The sequence below is a fragment of the Micrococcus luteus genome (assembly GCF_022664405.1).
GTDB classification, from domain to species: domain Bacteria; phylum Actinomycetota; class Actinomycetes; order Actinomycetales; family Micrococcaceae; genus Micrococcus; species Micrococcus luteus.
This window is the reverse complement of the sequence record NZ_JAKRLB010000002.1, coordinates 1-22153: the sequence shown is the minus strand read 5'-3', so window position 1 is coordinate 22153 and position 22153 is coordinate 1. Positions and strand designations below refer to the sequence as shown.

Below are 22153 nucleotides of genomic sequence, written 5' to 3'. Positions count from 1 at the left end.
GCACGGCGCCCCAGGCGCCCCGTCCGGAACGGAGACCGGCATGAGAATCGCCCTGTTCGCCACATGCATCGTGGACGCGATGTACCCCAAGGTGGCCCTCGCCACCGTCCGCATCCTCGAGCGGCTCGGCCATGAGGTGGTCTTCCCGCCCGGCCAGGTCTGCTGCTCGCAGATGCACGTCAACAGCGGATACATGGAGGACGCCCTCCCCGTCGTGCGCAACCACGTCCGCACCTTCATGAAGGCCGACTACGACCTCGCCGTCGCCCCCTCCGCCTCCTGCGTGGCCTCGCTCGGCCACCAGCAGCCGGACGTCGCCCGCTCCGGCGGGGACGAGGGGCTGGCCCGCGACGCCGAGGTCGTCGCCTCCCGCACCCTCGAGCTGTCCCAGCTGCTCACGGACGTCCTCGGGGTGACGGACGCCGCGGCCCAGCTCGGCTCCTGGTTCCCGCACACCGTGACCTACCACCCCTCCTGCCACGGCATGCGCCTGCTGCGCCTGGGCTCGCGTCAGGAGGACCTGCTGCGCACCGTCGCGGACATCGATCTGCGCCCGCTGCCGGACGCCGAGGAGTGCTGCGGCTTCGGCGGCACCTTCTCCCTGAAGAACCCGGACGTCTCCGCCGCCATCGCGGAGGAGAAGATCGAGAAGGTCACCGCGTCCGGCGCCTCCCTCTGCACGGGCGGCGACGCCTCCTGTCTGCTCCACCTGGACGGGGCCATGCACCGTCGAGAGGCGCGCGGTCAGGACGGCCGCCCGCTGCGCACCGTCCACCTCGCCGAGATCCTCGCGGCCACCCGGGAGAACCCGCTCGAGGTCGACGGCCCCGTCGAACTGTCCATCCCCACGTCCGCCGGCGTCCGCCGCGGACCGTCCGCCCGTGTCGAGGAGGCCCGCCGATGAGCACCGCACCCACCCGCGTGCGCCTGGGAATGCCCACCGTCCGCCCCGTCCACGGCGAGGGCGAGGTCCTGCTGAAGACCCCGTTCCCCGAGTCTGCCCGCGAGCAGCTGGGGAACGACCAGATGCGCGCCAACATCCGCCGGGCCACCCACACCATCCGTGCCAAGCGTGCCGGCGTCGTCGAGGAGCTGCCGGACTGGCAGGAGCTGCGCGCCGCCGGCTCCGCGCTGAAGCAGTCCGTCATGGCGGACCTGCCCGCGCTCCTCGAACGGCTCGAGTCCGAGGTCACCGCGCGCGGCGGCGTCGTGCACTGGGCCCGGGACGCGGCCGAGGCCAACCGCATCATCACGGAGCTCGTCACCGCCAAGGGCGTGGACGAGGTGATCAAGGTCAAGTCCATGGCCACCCAGGAGATCGGCCTGGACGCCGCGCTCGAGCATGCCGGTGTGGCCGCCGTCGAGACGGACCTGGCCGAGCTCATCGTCCAGCTCGGCCACGACCGGCCCAGCCACATCCTCGTCCCGGCGATCCACCGCAACCGCCGGGAGATCCGGGACATCTTCCTCCGGGAGATGCCGGAGACGGACGAGAGCCTCACCTCCGAGCCGGCCGACCTGGCCGAGGCCGCACGCCGGCACCTGCGCGAGAAGTTCCTGAGCACGAAGGTGGCGATCTCCGGGGCGAACTTCGGCGTCGCCGAGACGGGCACGCTCTCCGTCGTCGAGTCGGAGGGCAACGGCCGCATGTGCCTGACCCTGCCGGAGACGCTGATCACCGTGATGGGCATCGAGAAGCTCGTGCCCACCTTCGAGGACCTCGAGGTGTTCCTGCAGCTGCTGCCGCGCTCGTCCACGGGCGAGCGGATGAACCCGTACACCTCCATGTGGACGGGCGTCACCGAGGGCGACGGTCCCCAGGAGTTCCACCTGGTCCTGCTGGACAACGGCCGCTCCGCCGTGCTGTCCGACCCGAAGGGCCGTTCCGCGCTGCACTGCATCCGCTGCTCGGCGTGCATGAACGTGTGCCCCGTGTACGAGCAGACCGGCGGCCACGCCTACGGCTCGGTCTACCCGGGCCCGATCGGCGCGATCCTCTCCCCGCAGCTCACCGGTGTGGACGCGGGGGAGAACGGCACCCTGCCCTACGCCTCCACGCTGTGCGGCGCGTGCTACGACGTGTGCCCCGTGGCCATCGACATCCCCTCGATCCTCATCCACCTCCGGGACGAGGACGTGCAGGCCACCCACGCCGCCCGGAAGGCCCTGCGCACGGAGAAGGACGCCGCCGGCGGCCCCCTGGCCCGCGCCAAGACGGCGGTGGAGTCCGTCACGCCCTCGCAGATGGACGTGGCGATGAAGGGCGCCTCCGTGGTGATGTCCTCGGGTCGGCGCATGTCGCTGGCCGAGCGGGGCCTGGGGTTGGGCCGGGTCGCGGCCGGGCCGGACCGGGTGCTCGGCTGGCTGCCGGGCATCGCCGGCGGCTGGACCGACGAGCGTGACGTGCCGGCGCCCCCGCGGGAGTCCTTCCGCAACTGGTGGGCCCGCCACAAGGATGAGACCGAGCACCGGACCGCCCTGGACGGCGTCGCAGGGCTGGACCGCCAGGAGGACGAGCACGTCGAGGAGGACGGACGATGAGCGAGGCGAAGGCCGAGATCCTGCGGCGCATCCGCGAGGCGACGGCGGACGGCCCGGTCGCGGACCCGGTGCAGCGCACCTACCGGCGGACCTCCTCCCGGGACCGGGCCGAGGTGGTGGAGATGCTGCGTGACCGGCTGATCGACTACCGCGCCTCCGTGCGGGACGAGACCGAGGAGACGGTGGCCGCGGCCATCGCCGAGCTGCTCGGCCCGGACGCCCGGTACGTGGTGCCGGCCGGTCTGGAGCCGGACTGGCTCCCCGCGGACTCGCGCGGGGCCGGCCGGGAGCGCATCACGGAGCCCGCGGTGGGCCACACGGGGGAGCGGGCCGCGGTCCGCGGCGCCCACGACGGCGAGCGCGAGCCCCTCAGCGTGGACGCGCTGAACGAGGTGGACGCGGTGGTGACGTCCTCGACGGTCTCCTGCGCGGAGACCGGGACGATCTTCCTCAGCGGCCGCCCGGACGAGGGCCGCCGGGCGATCACCCTGGTCCCGGACCACCACGTGTGCATCGTGCCGCTGGACTCCGTGGTGGAGCTCTTCCCGGAGGCGCTGGCCCGCGTGGAGGCGACGGCGCCGATCACCATGATCTCCGGTCCCTCGGCCACGAGCGACATCGAGCTCGAGCGCGTCGAAGGCGTGCACGGGCCGCGCCGCCTGGACGTGATCCTGCTCGACCGCGCTCGCTGACGCGGGCGCGGTATAGCAGGGGATCGAGCGGGTCAGGCCCCCTCGACGACGGCGCCGCCGGCGCGGCCCGTCTCGAGGTGGGCCTGACGCTCCCGCACGCCGCCGTACAGGGCGACGAACAGCAGCGCGAGACCGGCGGTCACGAGCAAGTGTTCGAGCCCGGCGATGCCCGGGATGGCGGCCGAGGTCTCGGCGGGCGTCAGGCGGAAGACCGTGTCGAGGGCGAGGACCACCAGGGTCACGGACCGCCCCCGGCGGAGGCCTCAGATGATCGAGCGGCCCTGGCGGCGGGCCGCGGCCCAGTCGGCGACGAAGCCGCGGGCGATCGCGACGAGGACGGCCAGCACGAGGACGGGCCACATCAGGACGTACAGGGTCAGACCGACGGTCATGCGGATGCTCCTTGCGAGTCGGGGGACGGAGGGATCAGGACACGGAGGCCGAGGCACGCTCGACCTGCGGCAGGTCCTCGGTCGCGGGGTCGAAGTCGCCGGTCACGCGCGCGATCCGGTCGAAGTCGAAGTCCTGGCCGGAGCGGACGGAGAGCCCCCAGCAGACGAGGAAGGACACGGCGTAGGCCACGAGCGAGCCCGTGAGGGTGGCGTAGTCCCGCAGGAAGCCGTAGCCGAGGAACAGCATCACGACCGAGGCGATCGCGCCGACCACGACCGCCGGACGCAGGCCGAAGAAGCCGAAGCACATGATGCCCAGCACGACGCCCACGCCGAGGATCGCGAGGGTCTCCACCACGAACGCCCAGGCGCCCTCGAGCGGGATCCACTCGAAGCGCACGGGCAGGAACACGGCCAGCGCGGCGAGCACGGACGCCGTGAACGCGACGTTGGTGATCCTGCCCCAGTAGAAGGACGCGATCACGGGGAACACGAGGCAGCCCCACAGGGCGCCCACGAAGACCAGCAGGTCGAGGATGTCGAACTTGGCGGTGGCGAAGTACAGGGCCGCCGCCGTCGCCACGATCATGGTGATGCGGCCGATCAGCAGCATGGTCTTCGGGTCGGCGTTCTGGCGGCCGACCGACTGGCCGTAGACGTCCGTCATCACGATCGACGAGAGGGCGGACAGGTCCGAGTCGGCGGTGGAGGACAGCGAGCCGATGATCATCAGGAACGCCAGGGCCACGAGCGCCAGCGGCAGGTGGTCGGCGACCATCTGTGGCAGGAGGTTGTTGACGTCGCCGTCGAGCGGCTCGACGCCCAGGTAGAGCGCCATGACGCCGAGCATGCCGACGCCGATCACGGTGCCGCCGTAGCCGAGGGTGGCCGTGATGAAGGTGGGCTTGATGAGGTCCTCACGCACGGCGAAGAGGCGCTGGGCGATGGTCTGGTTGCCGATCGCGTAGGCCAGCACGGCGGCGATGTACGGCGCCCCCTGGTTCATGAACGCCTCGGAGGAGAAGAAGCTCTGCTGCTGGGCCGTGACGTGGCCGGCCTCGACGCCGGCCTGGAACATGCCCGGGCCGCCCGCGGCGAAGAACACGGCGGGGATGATGATGACGGTCGCGCCGAGCATGGCCATCACCTGGGCGAAGTCGGTGAGCACGGAGGCGCGGAAGCCGGACCACAGGGTGTACAGCAGCACGCCCGCGGCCACGATCAGGATGCCCGCGCCGAAGGACAGCGGGGACAGCAGGGAGATCAGGGCGCCGCCGGCGATGAAGTTGGAGGTCAGGGAGATGACGGAGCCGAGCACGTTGGAACCGGCCAGCATGAGCTGCGACGAGCGGCCGTGCCGGGCGTACATCACCTCGGCGAGGGTGTGGGCGCGCGGCGCGACCGCGCGGATGCGGCGGCCGAACGGGTAGATGAACAGGATCATCAGGGCGCCCCAGAGGCCGTAGTGGAGGGGGCCGGAGACGCCGTACGTGTAGCCGGCGGTCACGGAGGCGTACATGGAGGCGGCCCAGATCCAGGTGGCCGTCATGGAGGCGGCGGACACGCCGAAGCCGATCTGATTGCCGGCCGTCATGTAGGCGTCGGCGTTCTCCTTCTTCTTGGAGATGGCCACGGACATGATCATGGTCCCGCCGTAGAACAGCGCGACGAGCAGGATCACCCCGATCACGCCGAGCTGGGTCAGGGATGCTGCGTCCTGGGAGGGCGGCATCGGACTTCCTTTCGCACGAGTGACTGTGGACGTCCCGGTCCCCCGGCGCGGTCCGGTCAGGGCACGGCTCCGCAGGGCGGAGGGTGGCGTACCGATCACGTCGCGGCCAGGGGGCCGGGGAGGTGGAGGGCATCCCGCCGGGTCCCGAGTCCACGAACGGCGAGCTCTCTGCTCAAGCCATCGCGGTCCCTCGGCCCTGGGCGGCGCTGTCAACACCGGCATCCTGGCGGAACGAGCCCACCCGGATGGCGCGATCATCACATGATCGGCGCAGAAATGGCAAAAACATAGAGCCTTTTCAGCAGGGCGGGGACCATGAGTGCCCGGCGCAGAAGCCGGACAGAATGGGCGGATGACCGTTCCTTCCGGCTCCCCGGCCGCTCCCTCCGCCCCCGCTTCCCCACGACGGCGCCGCGCCCTGGCGGCGGCGCTGGCCGTCGCCGTCGCGGTGCAGCTGGTGGTGCTGTACCTGCCGGGCGAGCAGGTGCCGGAGGCCGGGTTCACCGTGCCGGGACTGGACAAGGCGATCCACGTGGCCGTGTTCGCGCTGCCCGCGTTCCTCGCCGTGGGGCGGGGGCGGAGCGCGTGGTGGGCCCTGCCGTTCGCGGTGCACGCGCCGGTGAGTGAGCTCGTGCAGCACGCGTGGGTGCCGCTGCGGACGGGGGACCCGGTGGACGTCGTCGCGGACCTGGCGGGGGTGGTGCTCGGCGTGGTCGCCGCGCGGAGTCGCCGGATTGGAGGATCGGGGGCGTCGGGCGTATGATGGTCCGGTGCGCTCCTGCGGGAGGGCATGACCTGGGGCTATAGCTCAGTTGGTAGAGCGTTTCGTTCGCAATGAAAAGGTCAGGGGTTCAATTCCCCTTAGCTCCACGGACCGTCCCGGTCCGCGATCCTCGTGGTCGCGGGCCGGGACTTTCTCGTGACGGGGGCGTGTGCGCCTTCCCCGCCCTCACCCGGGAGGGGGTCGGCGCTTCCGGGGGGACCCCCCGGGTGTCTACAGTGCCGGGGTACGTCAGCGCGGACGTGATGCGGCCGTCTCACCGCAGGTCAGTCGCGCTTCTGCCGCCCCGCACGGGGCCGTTCGGCCCGGCCCGGGCCGGGAAGGGGACGCCGATGCGCATCAGCGTGCTCACCCACATGCTCCACCCCATCCGTTCGCCCTACGAGGGCGGGCTGGAGATGCACACGGCCATGACCGTGGAGCACCTCGTGCGCCGGGGCCACGACGTCACCGTCTACGCGCGGGAGGGCACCCGGCTGCCGGGCGACGTCGTCGCCGTGCTGCCCGCCGAGGGCGCCGGCCCGGGCCGCGCGGGCGCCCGCGTGCGCGAGGCGGCCGCCCGCCGGGCCTGCGCGCTGATCCTCGACGACGACTCCGACGCCGTCCTGAACAACTCCCTCTCCCCGGCGCCGCTCGAGCTGCTGCGCGCCCGCCCCGTGGTCACCGTCCTGCACACGCCGGCCACGCTGGCGGAGGTGCTGGCCGTCGTCGACGCCCCGGGCTGGACGGCTCCCGACCACCACCGGTGGGCCTCGGTGTCCGCGTCGAACGCGCTGGCCTGGCAGCACCGGCTGCCGCGCGTGGACGTGGTGCCCAACGGGATCGAGCTGCACCACTGGGTCTCCGACGCCGTCCCCGTGCGCGGCCGCGCCGTGTGGTCGGGCCGGATCACGGCGGAGAAGGGCCTGCACGTGGCGATCGACGCCGCCCGGATCGCGGGCATGGAGCTGCACTTCGCCGGGCCGATCTCGGACGAGGAATACCACGCCCGGGAGGTCGTGCCGCGGCTCGGCCCGGACACCGTCTACCACGGCCACCTCGACCATCACGCGCTGCCGCACATGCTCGCCACGGGCGAGGTCTTCCTGGCCACCCCCCTGTGGGCCGAGCCGTTCGGGCTCGCCGTGGTCGAGGCCATGGCGCTCGGCGTGCCGGTGGCCGCGCTGCTCAGCGGCGCGATGGGGGAGATCGTCGCCCCGCAGGCCGGCGCACTGGCCGTGCACCACACGGCGCAGGAGCTCGCGGTCTCGATCCGTCACGCCCGCCGCAAGGACCGGGGACGCGTGCGCGCGTGGGCCTGCCGGTTCAGCGCGGAGACCATGGTGGAGGGCTACGTGGACCTGCTCGAGCAGGCCGCCGAGGACGCCCGTGACCTCGCCGCCGCCGAGGACGCGTATGGGTTCGACCCGCAGGGGGTCCCGCGCCCGTCCGCCGACGCGGCGGACCTGGAGTCCCTCTGATGGCCCCGGCCCGCAGGCGGGTCCTCTACTACGCCCACCAGCACGGGGCGGGGCACCTGCGGCACGCCGCCGGCCTGGCGTCGACCGGGGCGTTCGACGTGACGGTCGTGACCGCCCATCCCCGGGCGGCCGAACTGCTGCCCGCGGACGTCCCCGTCATCCCGCTGCCCTCGGACCTCGTGCCCGGCCACCAGCAGCCGGCCCGCTCACCCCTGCACTGGTCCCCGGTGGGGACCGAGATCCGGGCGCGCTTCGACGCCCTCCACGCGGCGGCGCAACGGGTGGACCCGGACGTGTGCGTGGTGGACGTGTCCGTGGAGGCGGCCCTGTTCCTGCGCCTGGCGGGCTGGCCCGTGCTGCACCGCCGCATGCACGGCGAGCGCACCGACCCCGCGCACGCCCTCGTCTACGCCGAGGCCGACGGCCTCTTCGCCCACTACGCCGCCGAGCTCGAGGTCCCCGCCTGGCGCGCCGCCCACGCGGACCGGGTCACCTACCTCGGGGTCGCGGACGTCACCGGCCGGCTCGGCACCCGCGCCACGACGACGTCGTCCGCCGGCGCCGCCCCACGCGTCGCCGTGATCGCCGGGACAGGCGGCGGCGGGGTGCGGGCCGCGGACCTGGCCCGGGCGGCGTCCGCCGTGCCGGAGGCGACGTGGGAGGTGTACGGCCCGATCGCCGGGGTGGGCGAGCCGGAGGCGCCGGGCGGGCTCGCGGCGGAGGCGATGCCCGCCACTGTGACGCTGCACGGCTGGGTCCAGGCGCCGGCCCGCCGGGCCGCGGACGCCGACGTCGTGGTGGTCTCGGCCGGGCACAACGCCGTGGTGGACGCCGCCCGCTCCGGCCGCCCCGTGGTGCTCGCCCCCGAGCCGCGGCCGTTCGACGAGCAGCGCGTGTTCGTCCGCGAGATCCACCGGGCCGCGGGCGTGCCGTGGTGCGCGTGGGAGGACCCGGACGCGGACTGGGCCGGCGCGGTGCGCGGCGCCCTCGCGGACCCGGCCGCCGCCGATCGGCTCGCGGGCCTGCTGCTCGTGGCGCCGGGCGAGTACCGGCGGCGCTGGGAGGCGGCGATCGAGGGTGCCCTGGGCTGAGTCCGGCACGCCCCCGGCGCCTCGCCCCTCAGTACGCGGCGTCGTCGCGGCGGGCGGCCGTCAGCTCCGCCTCCGTGGGGTGACGCAGCAGCTCGAGCCGCTCGCCCTCGGGGTCCCACGCGATCAGCCCCGCGTCCGCGAACGCGCGCAGCCACCCCTCCATGGCCCATCGGCCGTGCACCTGCCGGAAGCGGCGGGCGTTGACCAGGATGTCCTCGAGGTGGTGCAGCGGCGGGGTCATCACGCCGTGGTGCTGGTGGAACGCCTCGGCGGGGCTGAACCGCAGCGTCAGGCCGGCGTCGCGGGCGCGGAAGGCCAGGTCCGTGTCCTCGGCGCCGTAGCCGGTGAAGCCCGCGTCGAAACCGCCGATGCGGGCCAGGTCCGCGCGCCGCAGCGCCAGGATCAGCGTCCACACGAGGTGCCACTCGTCCGAGGGCCCGGCGGTCAGGTGCGCGCGCGCCCGGTGGGGCACGGAGAGGCGGCGCAGCAGGGCGTCGGCGCGATGCGAGGTCAGGTCGGCCTCCCCGACGTCGCGGGTCCAGCCCGGCCGCAGGTAGCGGGGCCGGCCCATCACCACGGACCCGGGGTGGGCCGCGACCTCGGTGGCCAGCACGCCGACGGTCTCGGCGGCTGGGATGCAGTCCACGTCGAGGAAGACGAGGATCTCGCCGGTGGCGAGCTCGGCCGCGCGGTTGCGGGCCTGCGCCAGGGGCAGCCCGGCGTCGGCGGCCACGTGCCCCACGGTGACGGGCAGGTCCGTGGCCGGGACGCGCCCGTCCGGCTGGCCCATGAACACCACGACCACCTGGTCCGGGCGGCGGTGGGAGCGTTCCAGCCCGGCGATCACGCGGGACAGGTGCTCGTCCCGGTGCCCCGTGATGACCAGCACGGACACGCCCGGCAACGCCCCGCGCGCCCGGGCGAGGGCCTCGCGGTAGACGGCCACGTGGGCGGCGGCCACGCGACGACGCTGCCGGGCCCGGGCGGCCGGGTCGGCGGGGGCCGTGCGCGCGCGGGCGCGCACCAGCGTCTCGAGCGCGTCGGCGAGGGAGTCGGGGTCCTCCGGGTCGAACGCGGCGAGCGAGTCGGGGGTCAACCAGGCGCCGGACTGGTCCGCGATGTGCCCGATGTCCGCGACGGCCACCGGCACCCCCAGGTCCCGGCACATCTCCACCCAGCCCGAGTGGGTGCCGATGCGGTACGGCAGCACGGACACGTCCACGTCGCGCAGCAGCGCGTACAGGGCGGGGTCGTCGAGCCGGTCGTGCTGCCACAGCTCGAAGCCGTGGTGGGCACAGCCCGCGCGCAGCGCGGCCAGGGCGTCCTCGTCCTGCACGGTGTCCTGGACCTCCACGGTCACCCGCGCGTCGACGCCGCGGTCGGCCAGCGTCGCGACGGCGGCGGCGAGCACCGGCAGCAGCGCCACCGGGGCCACCTGGGCGCGCAGGTCCTTGGCGTGCACCAGCAGGCGGGCGGGGGCGGCCGCGCCGTCGCCGTCGTCGGACGCGTCGGGGGGCAGCAGGCCGGGCTCCGCGCCGGGGGCGTCGTCGTCGCCCTGCGCCACGAGGTCCTCGAGCGGGACGATGTGCGGGTGGGGGACCACGAGGGCGCGCACGCCGTAGTCGCGGGCGAGGGTCGCCGCGGCGCCGGGGGTGAGCGTGAGCACGGCGTCCGCGCGGCCCAGCAGCACGGCCAGGCGGTCTCGGTGGGGGCCCTGGTCCGTCAGGTGCGGGTTCTCGAGGTCGTGCACGGTCACGACGACGGCGCCCCCGTGCGCGTGCTGCGCGTCCAGGGCGGCGGCCAGCTGGGCGGGGCTGAAGTGCTCGAAGCCGAAGTGCACGTGCAGCACGTCCGGGCGGTGCTCGGCCAGCCACTCCGCGTGCAGGGCCCGGGGCGGCCACCACTGGTGCGCGGGCGCGCCCGGCACCGGCGGGTCCGGCAGGAACTCCACGTCCGGCGCGGCGCCCGGGTCGAGGGGGCGGATCGCGCGGGTGTACGGGTGCTGCGCGGGCACGTGCTGGACGGTGATGCTCACGGGGGAGGGCCTCCTGACCTGGGGGATGCGATGCCGCGCGGGCGGCGTGTCCCCGTCCCGGGTCGGGGGTCGCGGAATCTAGTCTGTCAGGGCAGGATCGGAGAATCGGAGCAGCGGCATCCTGTCCGTTCCGGCGCGCCGCCGCGTCGAGGAACGCCGCCGCAGGTGAAGGGGATCGTGGACGTGGACTCGCAGCCGCAGGGGCGTGTGCTGTACGTGACCGTGGGCGCGCCGGAGCACGGCGTGGTGCGCCATGGCCGGCAGACCGCCGCCGCCCTCCGTCGGGTGGGCGCCGAGGTGGAGCTGCTCACGGCGGAGGACGTCGCGGCGTTCCGGGGCCTCGTGCCCGTGCTGGAGGAGGCGCGCGCGCTGGGCGCCGCCGTGCACCTGGACGTCACGGACGCACTGTTCGGCCCCACCGCGACCGCCGCCGCGGACCTGCTCGTCGACGTCCTGCCCGAGGGCACCACGCTCACCCTGCACGACATCCCGCAGCCCGCCGAGGGCGACGGCCGCTACCGCCGCCGCGGCGAGGCATACGCGCGGCTCGCCCAGGCGGTGGACGGCGTCGTGGTCTCCTCGCAGCACGAGCGGGCGCTGCTGGCGGACCTGGTGGACGTGGCCGCGGACGTGGTCCCGCTGCCCGTGGAGGACCGCCGGGCCGCGGCCGCCCGCGCCGAGCCGGTGGTGCCGGAGAGCATGGCCGGCCTCGACCGGGACCTCGTGCTCTTCGGCTTCGTCTACCCGGGCAAGGGGCACGCCCTCGCCCTGGAGGCCCTCACCGAGCTGCACCGCCAGTGGGGCCCGGACTCCGGGGCGCCGCGCCGGCTGACGGCGCTCGGACCCGTCAGCATCGGGCATGACGACCTCGTGGCGGAGCTGACCCGCGACGCCGAGGCGCGCGGCCTGGAGTTCCGCGTCACCGGGTTCGTGCCGGACGAGTTCGCGGACGCGGCCCTGCTCTCGGCGGGCATCCCGTTCGCGGCGCACCGCAACGTGTCCGCGTCCGGGTCCCTGGCGGCGTGGACCTCGGTGGGGCGGCGGGCGATCGCCTCCGCGGGCCGCTACACGGAGGAGATGGAGCGCCTGCGCCCGGGCACTCTGCGGCTCGCGCACCCGAACGGGTCGCCGGCCTTCGCGATGGCCGAGGCGATCGCCGAGGCGGTCGAGGACCCCGAGCGCACGTGGCTCGACCCCGCCGTGGACCTCTCGCCCGGGGCCGAGGACTGCGCGCGGATGCTCTTCGACGTGCTCCGCCGCGTGCACAGGTGGACGTGAGCGCCGCCGTCTCCGTGGTGGTGCCCTACTACCGGGCCCAGGCGGACCTCGACCGGCTCACGGCCGCGCTCGCGGCCCAGCGCGGCCTGACCGGCGGGCTGCAGCTCGTGGTGGCCGACGACGGCTCGCCCGTCCCGCCCCGGGTGGACCCGGGCCTGCCGTTCGACGTGGTGACCGTGCGCCAGCCGGACCGCGGGTTCCGCGCCTCGGCGGCCCGGGCGCTCGGGGCGGAGGCGGCCGACGGCGATGTGCTCGCCTTCCTCGACGGGGACATGCTCCCCGAGCCCGGGTACCTCGCCGCGGCCCTGGCGGCGGTGGCCGAGGCGCCCCGGGACGCCGCGGTGGTGGGTCGGCGGCGGCACCTGGCCGAGGCCTGGCTGGAACGGGCCTGGGCGCACGGATGGCAGCCCGGGCACGAGGTGCCCGCGGACGCCCGCCTGGCCGAGCCGGCCTGGCTGCGCGAGGGGTACCGCGCCACGGACGACCTGCGCCGCGCCGACTCCACCGGCTACCGGTACGTCATCTCGGCCGTGTTCACGGTGGCGCGCGAGGTCTACGAGGACGCCGGCGGCTTCGACCCCGCCTTCGTGGGCTACGGCGGGGAGGACTGGGAGCTGGCGCACCGGCTGTGGCGCGTGGGGGCGGCCCTGCGCCACGCGCCGGACGCCGTGGCGTGGCAGGCCGGCGCCGACTTCGGCGGACGCGGCGACGCCGCCGAGGCCGCCCGGGTGAAGGCCCGCGAGGCGCTCGTGCTCGCCTCGCGCATCCCCGCGACGACGGCCCGCGGCCACGGCCTGTCCCTGGCCGGCCCGCTGCGGGTCGAGGCGCGCGTGCGGGTGCCGGAGGGCGCGGACGGCGCGGCGGCGGCCGTGGTGGCGGTGGACGCCGTGCTGTGCGCGGCACCGGGGGCGCGGGTCGGCGTCGTGGGCGGCCTCGACGAGGCGGCGGCGCGAGCGCTCGGCGACCCCCGCGTGCGGCTGCTGGGCGAGCCCGACGGCGGCGCGGCGGCGGCCGAGGACCTGCCGCCGACGCCGGCGCGCGGCGACCTCGACGCCGTGCGGTCGGTGCCCGACTGGTCCGTGGACGTGCACGTGCCGCTGCGGCCCGCCGCGGCCGGAGCCCGGCCTGACGCGGACGCCGTCGCCGCGTGGCTGCTGCGCCTGGAACGGGCCGGCGTCGAGCGCGTGGAGGTGCTGGGTGAGCCGGCCGAGCCGGGCGAGCGGGCCGTGCTCGCCGTGCTGACGTGTGCGCGGGCGCGGTGGCGGCACCGGCGGGGCGGGACGGCGCGGGTGTGGCGGGTGCCCGCCTCCCGGCTGGGCTGGGCGCCCGTGGCCACCGTGCCGGACCTCGAGGCGTGGTGGGGCGGCTGGGGCTGAGCGGGCCGGTGCCCGCGGGGCGGGGCTGGCACAATCGCGGACAGGACGGAGCACGGGAGGACCGATGAGCGAGCTGGACGAACTGGCCTTCGCGGCGCTCTCCGCGTTCCTGGCCTGGTGGTTCGGGAAGACGGGCGTCGACTGGATCCGTCGCGAGGACGGCTGAGGAGAGAGGACGCAGACGTGCACGAGGACGAGGGACGACGCCGGCACTATGGCCACTTCTACGGGCTCGAGGACCTGCCCGAGGGCGACCTGCTGCTGGTGTGGGGCAACTGCCAGGGCGAGTCGTACCGGCGGCTGCTCGGCGGGGAGCCCGGCACACCGCTGCACGGGGCGGACCTGGTGAGCGTGCGCGTGCCGCCCGCCTTCGAGGTCCAGCCGGACGAGGTCGAGCACCTGGAGCGGCTGCTGCCGCGCGTGAAGGCGCTCGTCACCCAGCCGATCCCCCACGACTACCGGGGCATGCCCATCGGCACGGACCAGCTCGTGGCCCGGCTGCCCGAGGACGCCGCCGTGGTGCGGATCCCCGTGGTGTACGACGTCTCGCGCTTCCCCTGGCAGGTCACCCTCCGCAACTGGAAGTTCGCGCCCGGGGCGGCCGAGCGGCCGGGGGAGGACCCGCCCGTCCTGCCGTACCACGACCTGCGCGTGCTGGCCGAGGCGGCGACGGGCCGTCGTCGGCAGGTGGCGCCGGCGGCGATCCGTGAGGCCGCCGCCGCGTCCGTGCAGGCGCTGCGGGCGCGGGAGGAGGCGAAGGGGACGCTGTCCATGGCGGACCTCGTGGCGGCGGAGCGGGGCGTCGGCTTCTACACCGTGAACCACCCGACCAACACGCTGCTGGCCCGCGTGGCCGAGCGCGTGGCCGGGCACCTGCCGGGCGACGTCGCCGTCCAGCCCGTGCCCGCCTCCCGCGTGCTCCTCGGCGGGGTGCGCGCGCCCCTCGAGGCGGTCGTGGTCGAGGCCCTCGACCTCGACGCCGAGCCGACCGAGGACTGGACCGTGGCCGGACAGACCATCCCGGCCGAGCAGCTGCGACAGACCCACCTGGACTGGTACGCGCAGAACCCGCAGGCCGTGGAGGTCGGGATGCGCAAGTACGCCGACCAGCTGCGACTGCTGGGCCTTGCGGCCTAGCGCCGGCCCCGGCCCCCAGTGGAGGATGGGCGGCACGTCCCGTCCGCCGCGGAACACGTCTGCGGGGGCGGCCGTACCGTTCCTTTGACCCCGTCACCCCACGGAGGACCACGTGACCGAGCAGTACGACATCCTGATCGTCGGCGGCGGCAACGCCGGCGTGTCCCTGGCCGCCGCACTGCGGCGGAAGCGGCAGGGGCGGGTCGCCATCGCCGACGGCCAACAGCTGCACCGCTACCGGCCGATGCTGAACTACGCGGCGGGCGGGCAGGCGGACATGGCCCGGTTCGAACGGCCGATGCGGGCCGTCATCCCGGACGGGGTCGAATGGATCCCGGACCACGTCGTGGCCGTGGACGCCGAGGAACGGACCGCGGTGACGACCACCGGGCTGACCGTGGGCTTCCGCCACCTCGTGCTCTGCCCGGGGCTGACCCCGTGGTGGGGTGCGATCGACGGGCTGCGTGAGGCCTACGCCGCCGGATGGGCGGCGAGTGCGCACGTGCCCGAGCACGTGGACGCCGCCCGGGCGCTGCTGTCGCGTGTGGCCGCGGGGGACCGTGTGGTGGCGAATGTGCCGGCTGAGCCCTCCTCGTGCGGCGGCACCGTGCTCAAGGCGCTGTTCCTGGCCTGCGCGGCATGGGAGCGCACGGGGATCCTGCCGGACGTGGACGTCCGCCTGGTGACCCCGTACGGCCGGATCCTGGACCGGCAGACCATCGACCCCGCTCTGGCCGAGGCCGTGGCGAGGTACGGCATCCATGTGCACGCCGGCGCAGAGGTGGACGCCGTGGACCACGAGGCCCGCGAGGTGGTGCTCAACACCGGTGAGCGGATCACCGACGTCGCGGCCGCGTACATCACGCCCGTGGTGCGGGCCCCGGAGTTCATCGCCGAGGCGGGCCTGGCGGACGACGGCGGGGCCGGCCTGGCGGCTGCGGATCCCGCGACCCTGCGGCATCCCGTGCACCCGCACGTGTGGGCGCTGGGCGACGCTGCCGCCCTGGGCACACGGCCCTCCGGCGGTGCCCTGCGCCGGCAGGTCAAGATCCTGGCCCAGAACATCCAGGCCGCGGACGCGGGGAAGCCGCTCCAGAAGTACGACGGCTACACCGTGATCCCCGTGATGGTCAGCCGGGACGAGCTGGTCCTGGACGAGCACGTCCGCGACGGCTCCGAGGACCGGTCGATCCCCGGCGTGGACCTGACGAAGCCGCGGAAGAGCACGGCGGCCTTCGACCGCTTCGGCCAGCCCCGGATCTACTGGCACCGACTGCTCAAGGGCAAGGTCTGAGCCCAGCGTTCTCGCTGTCGCGACACGTGCGGCGGACGTGCTGTCCCTCGCGGGGCGCGCCCGCCCGATCCAGATGACGGCGCCGGCCCGCCGAGCGTTTTCGTTCGGGAAACGGCGGCGTGTCGCACCGCTGTCGTTCGGGAAACGGCGCCCTCCCGACGACGCCGCCCTCAGTCGTCGCGGCCCCGCACCGGGCGCTCCTCGAGCGTGGTCTGCACGACCCGCCCGCGCTCCCAGCTGTTCGCGCCCGGCACCACGTCCGGGACCGGGATGTCCGCGCGGTTGCGTCGCTGGGCCGCGGTGTCCACGCCCACGCGCTCGTCGCGGGCGCGCAGGAGGGCCTCGTCCACCTGGCCGTCGCCGGTGAGGCCCATCATCAGCTGGGGGATGCCGTACGGGAAGTCGTCCCGGTCGTACTGCCAGGTGTGGAACGTCTTCCCGTAGGTGTGGATGAGGTCTTCGAAGTAACTGTGCTCGGCCAGCTCGGGCACCCCGGGGGCCGTGAGGGCGCCGGAGCTCACCTCGTAGTGGTGGCTGTGCCACAGGCGCCGCTCCTCGTCGGGGAGGCTGCGGAACCGCTCCTCGCTGATGATGTACTCGATGCCGATCAGCCGTGCGTCCGGCGCGTTGCGGTCGAAGATCACGCACTGGTGCAGGTCGTGGCGCAGGTGGATGCAGAAGTGGCTGGCTTCGACCTGCCGGCCGAGGTCGTCGGCGTAGAAGTGCAGTCCGTTGAGGTAGGTGCTCATCGCGCCCATGGGGTACTTCGGCTGGACCAGGCCGGATGCCGCGTCCAGGAGGCGGTGCTTGAGCGGGTGGCCCTTCCCGACGGCGGCCATGAGGGCGATCTTGCGGGCTGCGGTGACAGCGGCCGCGGTGCCCAGTCCGGCGGCGAACCCGAGGGCGGTGGAGGACAGGCGATGGGTGCTCATGGCCCCACGCTAGGAGTGCGGGGCGGACTCGGCCAGAGTGCCGGGGCTGCCGGGGCTGCTCAGGAGGCGGGGACGGCGGATCGTCTGCGCATCTGACCCTTCTGAGTGGGCGCGTGGTCGCCAGAAGGGCCAGAGATGCAGAAGATTCCGGGCGGCCGGCGGGCACGACGTCGGTCCATACGACACGCGACAATGCGCAAAATCCATTTGCGCTAATCGTCTATCGACTAAGGATCACCCCTCTTGTGCTATTCGTGGGCCGGAGTAATCTCGATTCCAGCAGCACCGTCCCAGTCCGGGGCGGGCCCGAACCGGGAGGATCACGCCATGACCACCGCCGTCCGCACCTGCGCCGCCAGCGCCTGCGCCTTCAATGCCGAGTCGTCCTGCAATGCCCTGGCCATCACCGTCGCCGGCTCCGACCGCACGCCCGGCTGCGGCACCTTCGTCCAGCTCGACGTCCGCCGCCCGGTGACCGAGGGTGCCTCGACCGTCGGTGCGTGCCACCGCCTCGAGTGCACCTACAACGCCGACCTCGCCTGCACCGCCGAGGGCATCGAGGTCACGGACGTGGCCACCTGCGCCACCTACACGATCGACTGACGCCGCCCCTCAGGGGTGGGCGACCCGCGCCGGGATCGCGTCCAGCAGCCGCCGCCAGGCGTGCCGGGGGCTGTGATCGAGCCGGCCCGCACCGGGCAGGGCCACGTGCACCGCTGCGGCCTCGCCGTCGCGGACGCGCAGCAGGGTCACCCCGGCTTCGTCCACGTCGAGGGCGTGGGCGGGGGACTCGGACAGGGGTTCGGTGTCGACCTGCAACGGGGTGCTCTCGCCCGGCAGCAGGCCCAGGGCGACGGCGTCGGCCAGGTCCGCGAGCACCTCGGGGGCGGTGCCCAGCACGTCATCCGCCAGGTCTGCGAGCTCGGCCTGGTCGACGAGCCCGCGCGACGTGAGCGGCAGGGTGTGGCGGCAGAACACGGCGACGCCGTCGACGTCGTGCAGCAGGATCCGCTGGGTCTCGACGACGCCCACGCGCACCCGCGGGCCGACGTCGGCCACGAGGTCCGCGACGCGACCGCGCAGCTTCAGCTCCGCGACCTCGGCCGAGTCCCGGCACCAGCGCAGGGTGCCGAGCAGATGCACGGATGCCAGGCGGGTGGGGAGCGTGAGGTCCAGGGCGTCGCGCAGGACGTCCACGCGCACGTCCAGCGGCGCGAGCGTGTGGAACGCGCCGAGCGACCCGAGGAGGTTGGGGACGTGGGCGACCACGAGGCGGCCGTCCGCGCTCACGCCGTGGACGGCCGTTGTGAGCGTCTCGCCGGCGCGGAAGGCCGTGACCTCGACGGAGCCCTCGCCGCGGAGCAGCCGCTGGGCCAGCAGCAGGCGACGGGGCGCCACGGGCGGCAGCGGATGAGCGGGGTGCGTGGAGGCGTGGGCCATGGGGGTCCTTCCGGCGGGGGTCCGAGAACCAGTAAGGCACACCTCAGTGAGATACGCAAGGTGAGTGTTGTGTATTTGTCATACGCGGGGCGGTGGGGGCGTGTGGTGCTGGGCTACGGTGACGGGACTCACATGCCGTCGTCGAGGGAGCCAGCCGATCATGACCTTCCGCCCTACCCACTACCGACTCACGACGGCGGCCCTCGGCGTCGCCCTGGCGCTCACCCTCACCTCCTGCGGCACGGCGCAGGATGCGGGCAGCTCATCGGAACCTGCCACCGCCACCGTCGCCGACTCCGCGCTCACACGCATCAAGGAGGCCGGCACGTTGCGCGTCTGCTCCACCGGTGACTATCCGCCCTTCACCGAGCAGACCGAGAGCGGCGACTGGAAGGGCATCGACGTGGACATGGCCCGGGATCTCGCCGAGACCATGGGCGTGGAGCCGGAGTTCGTGAAGACCAGCTGGAAGACACTCATGGACGACTACACGTCGGGGGCGTGCGACGTCGCCGTCGGGGGCATCTCCCTGAACCCGGAACGCGCCGAGCAGGTGTACTTCACCGTGCCCACGCAGGAGGACGGCAAGACGCCGATCACCCGCTGCGAGGACGTCGAGAAGTACGACACCGTGGCGGAGATCAATCAGCCGGGTGTGCGGTCGATCTTCCCGGAAGGCGGCACCAACGAGAAGTTCGCGCGGGAGCACTACCCGCAGGGCGAGCTGCTGACGCACGACAACCTCACGGTGTTCGACGCTCTCGCGGCCGGCGAGGCGGACGTGATGACCACGGACCGCTCCGAGGTGCTCTACATCGACCACGAGTACCCCGAGCTGTGCGCCGCGAACCCGGACGAGCCCTTCGACTACTTCCAGAAGGGGTACATGCTCCCGCAGGGCGACGAGGTGTTCAAGCACTACGTGGACCAGTGGCTGGCCATCGCGCTCAAGGACGGGACGTACGAAGGATTCGCGGAGCCGTGGGTCGGGGACGTGGAGCTGAGCCTGGAGGACTGAGCCGCAAGGGCGATCCCGTCCCCGCTGGGTCGCCGCCCTTGTAGACGTCCGAGGCGGTGACGCGCTTCAGGTCCTCGAGTGCGGGAGTCGTCAACCGGTGACCTCGAGCTCGAGGCCGAGCACCTCCATGACGGAGAGCACTGACTTCAGGGTGCTCTTGCCGGTGCCGCGCTCGATCTGGCGGACGGTCGCATCCGAGACTCCTGCCAGGTCTGCGAGCTGCTGCTGGGTCAGCAGGAGCTCTTTACGCATGGCGCGGACGCGATCGCTGATCTTCATCAGCGCCGCGGCGGAGGAGACTGCGCGTGCGGTGGCCACGGCTCCAGCGTGGCAGATGGGCAGTTGAAATCCGAAGGATTCTTCGGAATCGGTGACGTTCGACTGCTGCGGTGGCGAGTCGACATGGGAAACCGAAGAGAACTTCGGATTTGAGCCTCCGGGGTCGGTCGAAGAGGTGCCGGCCTCCTCATCCGAAGAATTCTTCGGAACCCGGCTCTCAGGCATCAGGCGTGCGACTTTTCAGTGCCAGAATGAGGGCGACTGCCACACCGCCGTGCTCCGAAAGGCTCTGCCACCATGCCCTCTCCCCAGAACCTCTCGAACTTCGTGTGGGGGATCGCGGATCAGCTCCGGGGCGTGTTCAAGCCGAATCAACACGGCACGCTCGTCCTTCCGCTCACCATCCTCCGCCGCATGGAGGCGGTCATGGCCCCGCACCGGCTCGTTCTCGCGGGATCCCTCGTAGTGATCGAACAGGCTTGGCGGGATGGTCTCGACGGCGGCGAGCACTGACTCGACATCGTCCGGGGTGGGGGTGCGAGAAATCACGAGATGATCCCCTTCGCAGGGCTGCGAGCAGCACCCCTCCAGCCGCGGGCTGTGAAGTGCGGCTGTGGCAGGTGATGCGGCTGTGGCAGGTGAAGTGGCCGTTCACCCTTCCGACGCGGAAACGCGACATGAGCATTCCTGCTCGACTCTCACATGTCCTCGGTGTGTCGCTCAATGGGTGCGTTGCTGTGCACAATATGCAGTTGAGGGCCTTCTCACCCTTCCTCGACAGACTCTCACTGGCACCCATTTCAGCCGCAAGAGCGCTTGGTTCGAGGCTCGCACATCAGTCACGGAGAGTTTTCTTATGCGCGCTCAGCGACTCCTCCTCTTCCTGCCCCTCCTGTTCGTGGCCACCGGCTGTTCCGGTCAGGAGGGACCGGGGCCGTCTAGCTCCCAATCCTCATCGTCCTCGTCTTCTTCGGCGGTGTCGCCGACGCCCGCCGCCTCGGAGAGCCCCATGCAGCTGACGGCGACCGAGACGTGCGAACAGCTGGCAGGCAACCGCGGTGGTCTGGCGTTAGACGTCCTGGACTTCAGCGTGGACTTCTACATGGAAGACCTCGTCATGAGCGATAGGGATCGTCGCGTGGCGGGGTTGGTGGAGCAGGGCGATCAGCTGCGCGCGGTCGCCCATCCCAAGTATCGCGACACCTTGGACCGTCTGATGGCCGAGCCTGAGGAGATCCAGCGCATTGTGAAGTCGGGCGGTGGCAGGTACACGATGCCAATGCAGGACATCGTGCAGTCTGTGACCGGTGCAGCCACCGACTGCTACCAGCCCGGTGAGGAACTCAACAGGTTCGTTGAGAACATGACGCCCATCATTAACCGCATCCCGGAGTATGCGGCGCTGGAGGTGGACGGCGCGTCCGGGGGCGCATCCTCCACGCCGGCTGCATCGTCGACCTCGACCCCTACTGCGGGGTCTGCTCCTGCATCGGAGCCCACGCCCACCCCTGAGCCCACGCCGACGCTCTCGGAGGAGACGGAAGCGGCAGCCGAGCATGAGGCCGGGGATGTGCCGATGGAGTACCAGTCGGCGCTTCGCAAGGCGTACAGCTACGAAGAGAACATGGACATGTCCAAGATGGGCATCTATGGCCAGCTGGTCTCCGAGTACGGTGAGCAGTTCTCACCAGAAGCGGCGCAGTACGCGATCGACAACATGACGGACGTGGACTGGAATGCCAATGCGCTGGCCAAAGCGAAGAGCTATCAGGAGATGATGGACATGTCGCCGTCTGCGATCTACGACCAACTGGTCTCGGAGTACGGCGAGGAGTTCACGCCCGACCAGGCGCAGTACGCGATCGACAACCTGTCCCAGTGACGCCCGGCCATGCCCGGCGCGTTGAATGAACGCGTCGGCAACGGTGTCGCCAGGTGGTCCACCCGCCGCCCGCATATTCTGGTCCTCCGCAGCCCGCGGAGGACCAGAATATGCGGGGCTGTGTTCCGCCTGACGCAGGGCGGGGGTGATCTCTAGCAGCGGCGCCAGGTCTTAGCGTCCCGAGCGCCAGATCTTCGCCATCTTCTCCGCCGCCGCGGGGTCCACCGAGGCCCCCAGAAGCTGTCCATGCGGGGTCGGGGCAAGTCGCCGTTCGCGGTGGAACAGCTCAGAGTGGTTGATGTCCTGCACGCCGCGGTTCCACAGGTGCAGTTTGGATTCGTAGGTGAAGCTGCCCCTCATGGATGCCAGCCGCTGGGGGTCGGTGACCCAGGCGTACTTGGACGAGTCGTTGAGCTGGTGATCGACAGCGCGTGTGACGGCGGCGGCGACCCAGTCGGCGAACTGCACGTTGGAGCTCAGCGAACTGTCCACGTGCATGGGCGGTTCCACGATGCACCGCATCTCCGGAAAGTCGCCGGCTCGGCTGAAGATGTGGGCGTGTCAACTTGTCTGTGTAAGCGGGGTGGTCACAGGTAGGGGTTGATCCGGTCGGGGTAGGCCGCGGCGAGCTGGGCGAGGGCCTGCTTCCAGTTCGTGACGGCCTGGCCTTCGACGAGCCGGCCCTGGGCTTTGCGCTGGCCGGCGGGTTTGCCCCGGTCCCGAGCGCGTTCGGCGGCGCGTTTGTCTTCGATGTTGCAGATCGCCAGCCAGAGCAGCTTCACCGCCGCCTCGG

The 22153-nt window shown here is 72.8% G+C and carries 22 protein-coding genes, 1 tRNA gene and 1 pseudogene; 15 read left to right on the top strand and 9 right to left on the bottom strand.

All coding sequences use genetic code 11. The features are described 5' to 3' along the window. Positions 1–40: 40 nt before the first annotated feature. Genes MF605_RS01005 through MF605_RS00995 form a run of 3 tightly spaced genes read left to right on the top strand, consistent with a single transcriptional unit; the run spans position 41 to position 3233 of the window. Positions 41–904 (top strand): (Fe-S)-binding protein, encoded by an 864-nt coding sequence (locus MF605_RS01005; RefSeq protein WP_122054688.1) that lies wholly within the window; start codon positions 41–43, stop codon positions 902–904. Then, on the top strand, positions 901–2541 hold the full coding sequence (locus MF605_RS01000; protein ID WP_122054686.1) for a LutB/LldF family L-lactate oxidation iron-sulfur protein: 1641 nt from the start codon (positions 901–903) through the stop codon (positions 2539–2541). Before MF605_RS01005 ends, MF605_RS01000 begins: the two co-directional genes overlap by 4 nt. Continuing rightward, positions 2538–3233, top strand: coding sequence for a LutC/YkgG family protein (locus tag MF605_RS00995; RefSeq protein ID WP_044658796.1), 696 nt, complete (start codon positions 2538–2540; stop codon positions 3231–3233). The genes MF605_RS01000 and MF605_RS00995 overlap by 4 nt, the downstream gene beginning before the upstream one ends. 32 nt (positions 3234–3265) lie before the next feature. Here MF605_RS00995 and MF605_RS00990 read toward each other — a convergent pair whose 3' ends face one another. Genes MF605_RS00990 through MF605_RS00980 form a run of 3 tightly spaced genes read right to left on the bottom strand, consistent with a single transcriptional unit; the run spans position 3266 to position 5357 of the window. Continuing rightward, the gene (locus MF605_RS00990; RefSeq protein WP_020624127.1) at positions 3266–3475 is read right to left on the bottom strand and encodes a hypothetical protein; all 210 of its coding nucleotides are present in this window, start codon (positions 3473–3475) and stop codon (positions 3266–3268) included. Positions 3476–3496: 21 nt separating this feature from the next. Beyond that, a complete protein-coding gene (locus tag MF605_RS00985) occupies positions 3497–3625 on the bottom strand; it encodes a putative transporter small subunit (RefSeq protein WP_208857705.1) in 129 nt (42 codons plus the stop codon). Positions 3626–3659: 34 nt separating this feature from the next. Further along, a complete protein-coding gene (locus MF605_RS00980) occupies positions 3660–5357 on the bottom strand; it encodes a sodium:solute symporter family protein (RefSeq protein WP_122054683.1) in 1698 nt (565 codons plus the stop codon). 352 nt (positions 5358–5709) lie between these two features. Here MF605_RS00980 and MF605_RS00975 point away from each other — a divergent pair, with 352 nt between their 5' ends. From MF605_RS00975 to MF605_RS00960, 4 genes are all read left to right on the top strand, one after another. Beyond that, positions 5710–6120: a VanZ family protein gene (locus tag MF605_RS00975; protein ID WP_122054681.1), complete on the top strand. Its 411-nt coding sequence runs from the start codon at positions 5710–5712 to the stop codon at positions 6118–6120. A gap of 34 nt (positions 6121–6154) precedes the next feature. Continuing rightward, positions 6155–6227, top strand: a tRNA-Ala gene (locus MF605_RS00970). Positions 6228–6470: 243 nt separating this feature from the next. After that, on the top strand, positions 6471–7598 hold the full coding sequence (locus tag MF605_RS00965; protein ID WP_122054678.1) for a glycosyltransferase: 1128 nt from the start codon (positions 6471–6473) through the stop codon (positions 7596–7598). Next, entirely contained in the window at positions 7598–8689 is a 1092-nt protein-coding gene (locus MF605_RS00960; protein ID WP_122054675.1) for a glycosyl transferase, read from the top strand. The genes MF605_RS00965 and MF605_RS00960 overlap by 1 nt, the downstream gene beginning before the upstream one ends. Before the next feature lie 28 nt (positions 8690–8717). On the opposite strand, the gene MF605_RS00955 is transcribed toward MF605_RS00960, so the two are convergent. Further along, positions 8718–10724 (bottom strand): glycosyltransferase, encoded by a 2007-nt coding sequence (locus MF605_RS00955; RefSeq protein ID WP_134416063.1) that lies wholly within the window; start codon positions 10722–10724, stop codon positions 8718–8720. 165 nt (positions 10725–10889) lie between these two features. Between MF605_RS00955 and MF605_RS00950 the strand changes: the two genes are divergently transcribed. The 4 genes from MF605_RS00950 to MF605_RS00935 all read left to right on the top strand — a co-directional run bounded on the left by MF605_RS00950 (position 10890) and on the right by MF605_RS00935 (position 15809). After that, positions 10890–12002, top strand: a complete 1113-nt coding sequence (locus MF605_RS00950) for a glycosyltransferase family protein (RefSeq protein WP_134416065.1) — start codon at positions 10890–10892, stop codon at positions 12000–12002. Continuing rightward, positions 11999–13378: a glycosyltransferase gene (locus tag MF605_RS00945; protein ID WP_230282006.1), complete on the top strand. Its 1380-nt coding sequence runs from the start codon at positions 11999–12001 to the stop codon at positions 13376–13378. The genes MF605_RS00950 and MF605_RS00945 overlap by 4 nt, the downstream gene beginning before the upstream one ends. Before the next feature lie 183 nt (positions 13379–13561). Further along, positions 13562–14515: a WcbI family polysaccharide biosynthesis putative acetyltransferase gene (locus tag MF605_RS00940; RefSeq protein ID WP_134416069.1), complete on the top strand. Its 954-nt coding sequence runs from the start codon at positions 13562–13564 to the stop codon at positions 14513–14515. Positions 14516–14627: 112 nt separating this feature from the next. After that, positions 14628–15809 carry an NAD(P)/FAD-dependent oxidoreductase gene (locus MF605_RS00935; RefSeq protein ID WP_134416071.1) on the top strand — a complete coding sequence of 394 codons (1182 nt, stop codon included), beginning with the start codon at positions 14628–14630 and terminating at the stop codon, positions 15807–15809. A gap of 170 nt (positions 15810–15979) precedes the next feature. Here the strand turns inward: MF605_RS00935 and MF605_RS00930 are convergent, their stop codons facing one another. Further along, entirely contained in the window at positions 15980–16741 is a 762-nt protein-coding gene (locus MF605_RS00930; RefSeq protein WP_044658517.1) for an OBAP family protein, read from the bottom strand. A 327-nt stretch (positions 16742–17068) separates the two neighbouring features. Between MF605_RS00930 and MF605_RS00925 the strand changes: the two genes are divergently transcribed. Beyond that, entirely contained in the window at positions 17069–17344 is a 276-nt protein-coding gene (locus tag MF605_RS00925; RefSeq protein WP_041102637.1) for a DUF1540 domain-containing protein, read from the top strand. Positions 17345–17353: 9 nt separating this feature from the next. Here MF605_RS00925 and MF605_RS00920 read toward each other — a convergent pair whose 3' ends face one another. Continuing rightward, positions 17354–18181 (bottom strand): hypothetical protein, encoded by an 828-nt coding sequence (locus MF605_RS00920; protein WP_134416073.1) that lies wholly within the window; start codon positions 18179–18181, stop codon positions 17354–17356. A 160-nt stretch (positions 18182–18341) separates the two neighbouring features. Between MF605_RS00920 and MF605_RS00915 the strand changes: the two genes are divergently transcribed. After that, positions 18342–19199 carry a transporter substrate-binding domain-containing protein gene (locus MF605_RS00915; RefSeq protein WP_134416075.1) on the top strand — a complete coding sequence of 286 codons (858 nt, stop codon included), beginning with the start codon at positions 18342–18344 and terminating at the stop codon, positions 19197–19199. A 90-nt stretch (positions 19200–19289) separates the two neighbouring features. On the opposite strand, the gene MF605_RS00910 is transcribed toward MF605_RS00915, so the two are convergent. Continuing rightward, a complete protein-coding gene (locus MF605_RS00910; protein WP_242821221.1) occupies positions 19290–19517 on the bottom strand; it encodes a type II toxin-antitoxin system RelB family anti-toxin in 228 nt (75 codons plus the stop codon). Between the two features lie 258 nt (positions 19518–19775). On the opposite strand from MF605_RS00910, the gene MF605_RS00905 reads away from it, so the two are divergent. After that, positions 19776–19991: a type I restriction-modification system subunit M N-terminal domain-containing protein gene (locus MF605_RS00905; RefSeq protein ID WP_145950689.1), complete on the top strand. Its 216-nt coding sequence runs from the start codon at positions 19776–19778 to the stop codon at positions 19989–19991. A 496-nt stretch (positions 19992–20487) separates the two neighbouring features. Next, positions 20488–21360 carry an Ltp family lipoprotein gene (locus MF605_RS00900; protein WP_242821220.1) on the top strand — a complete coding sequence of 291 codons (873 nt, stop codon included), beginning with the start codon at positions 20488–20490 and terminating at the stop codon, positions 21358–21360. A 171-nt stretch (positions 21361–21531) separates the two neighbouring features. On the opposite strand, the gene MF605_RS00895 is transcribed toward MF605_RS00900, so the two are convergent. Both MF605_RS00895 and MF605_RS00890 read right to left on the bottom strand, forming a co-directional pair. Beyond that, positions 21532–21870, bottom strand: a complete 339-nt coding sequence (locus tag MF605_RS00895; protein WP_242821219.1) for a DUF3800 domain-containing protein — start codon at positions 21868–21870, stop codon at positions 21532–21534. Positions 21871–21947: 77 nt separating this feature from the next. Next, positions 21948–22153 (bottom strand): annotated as a pseudogene (locus MF605_RS00890) (IS256 family transposase); the annotation flags it as partial.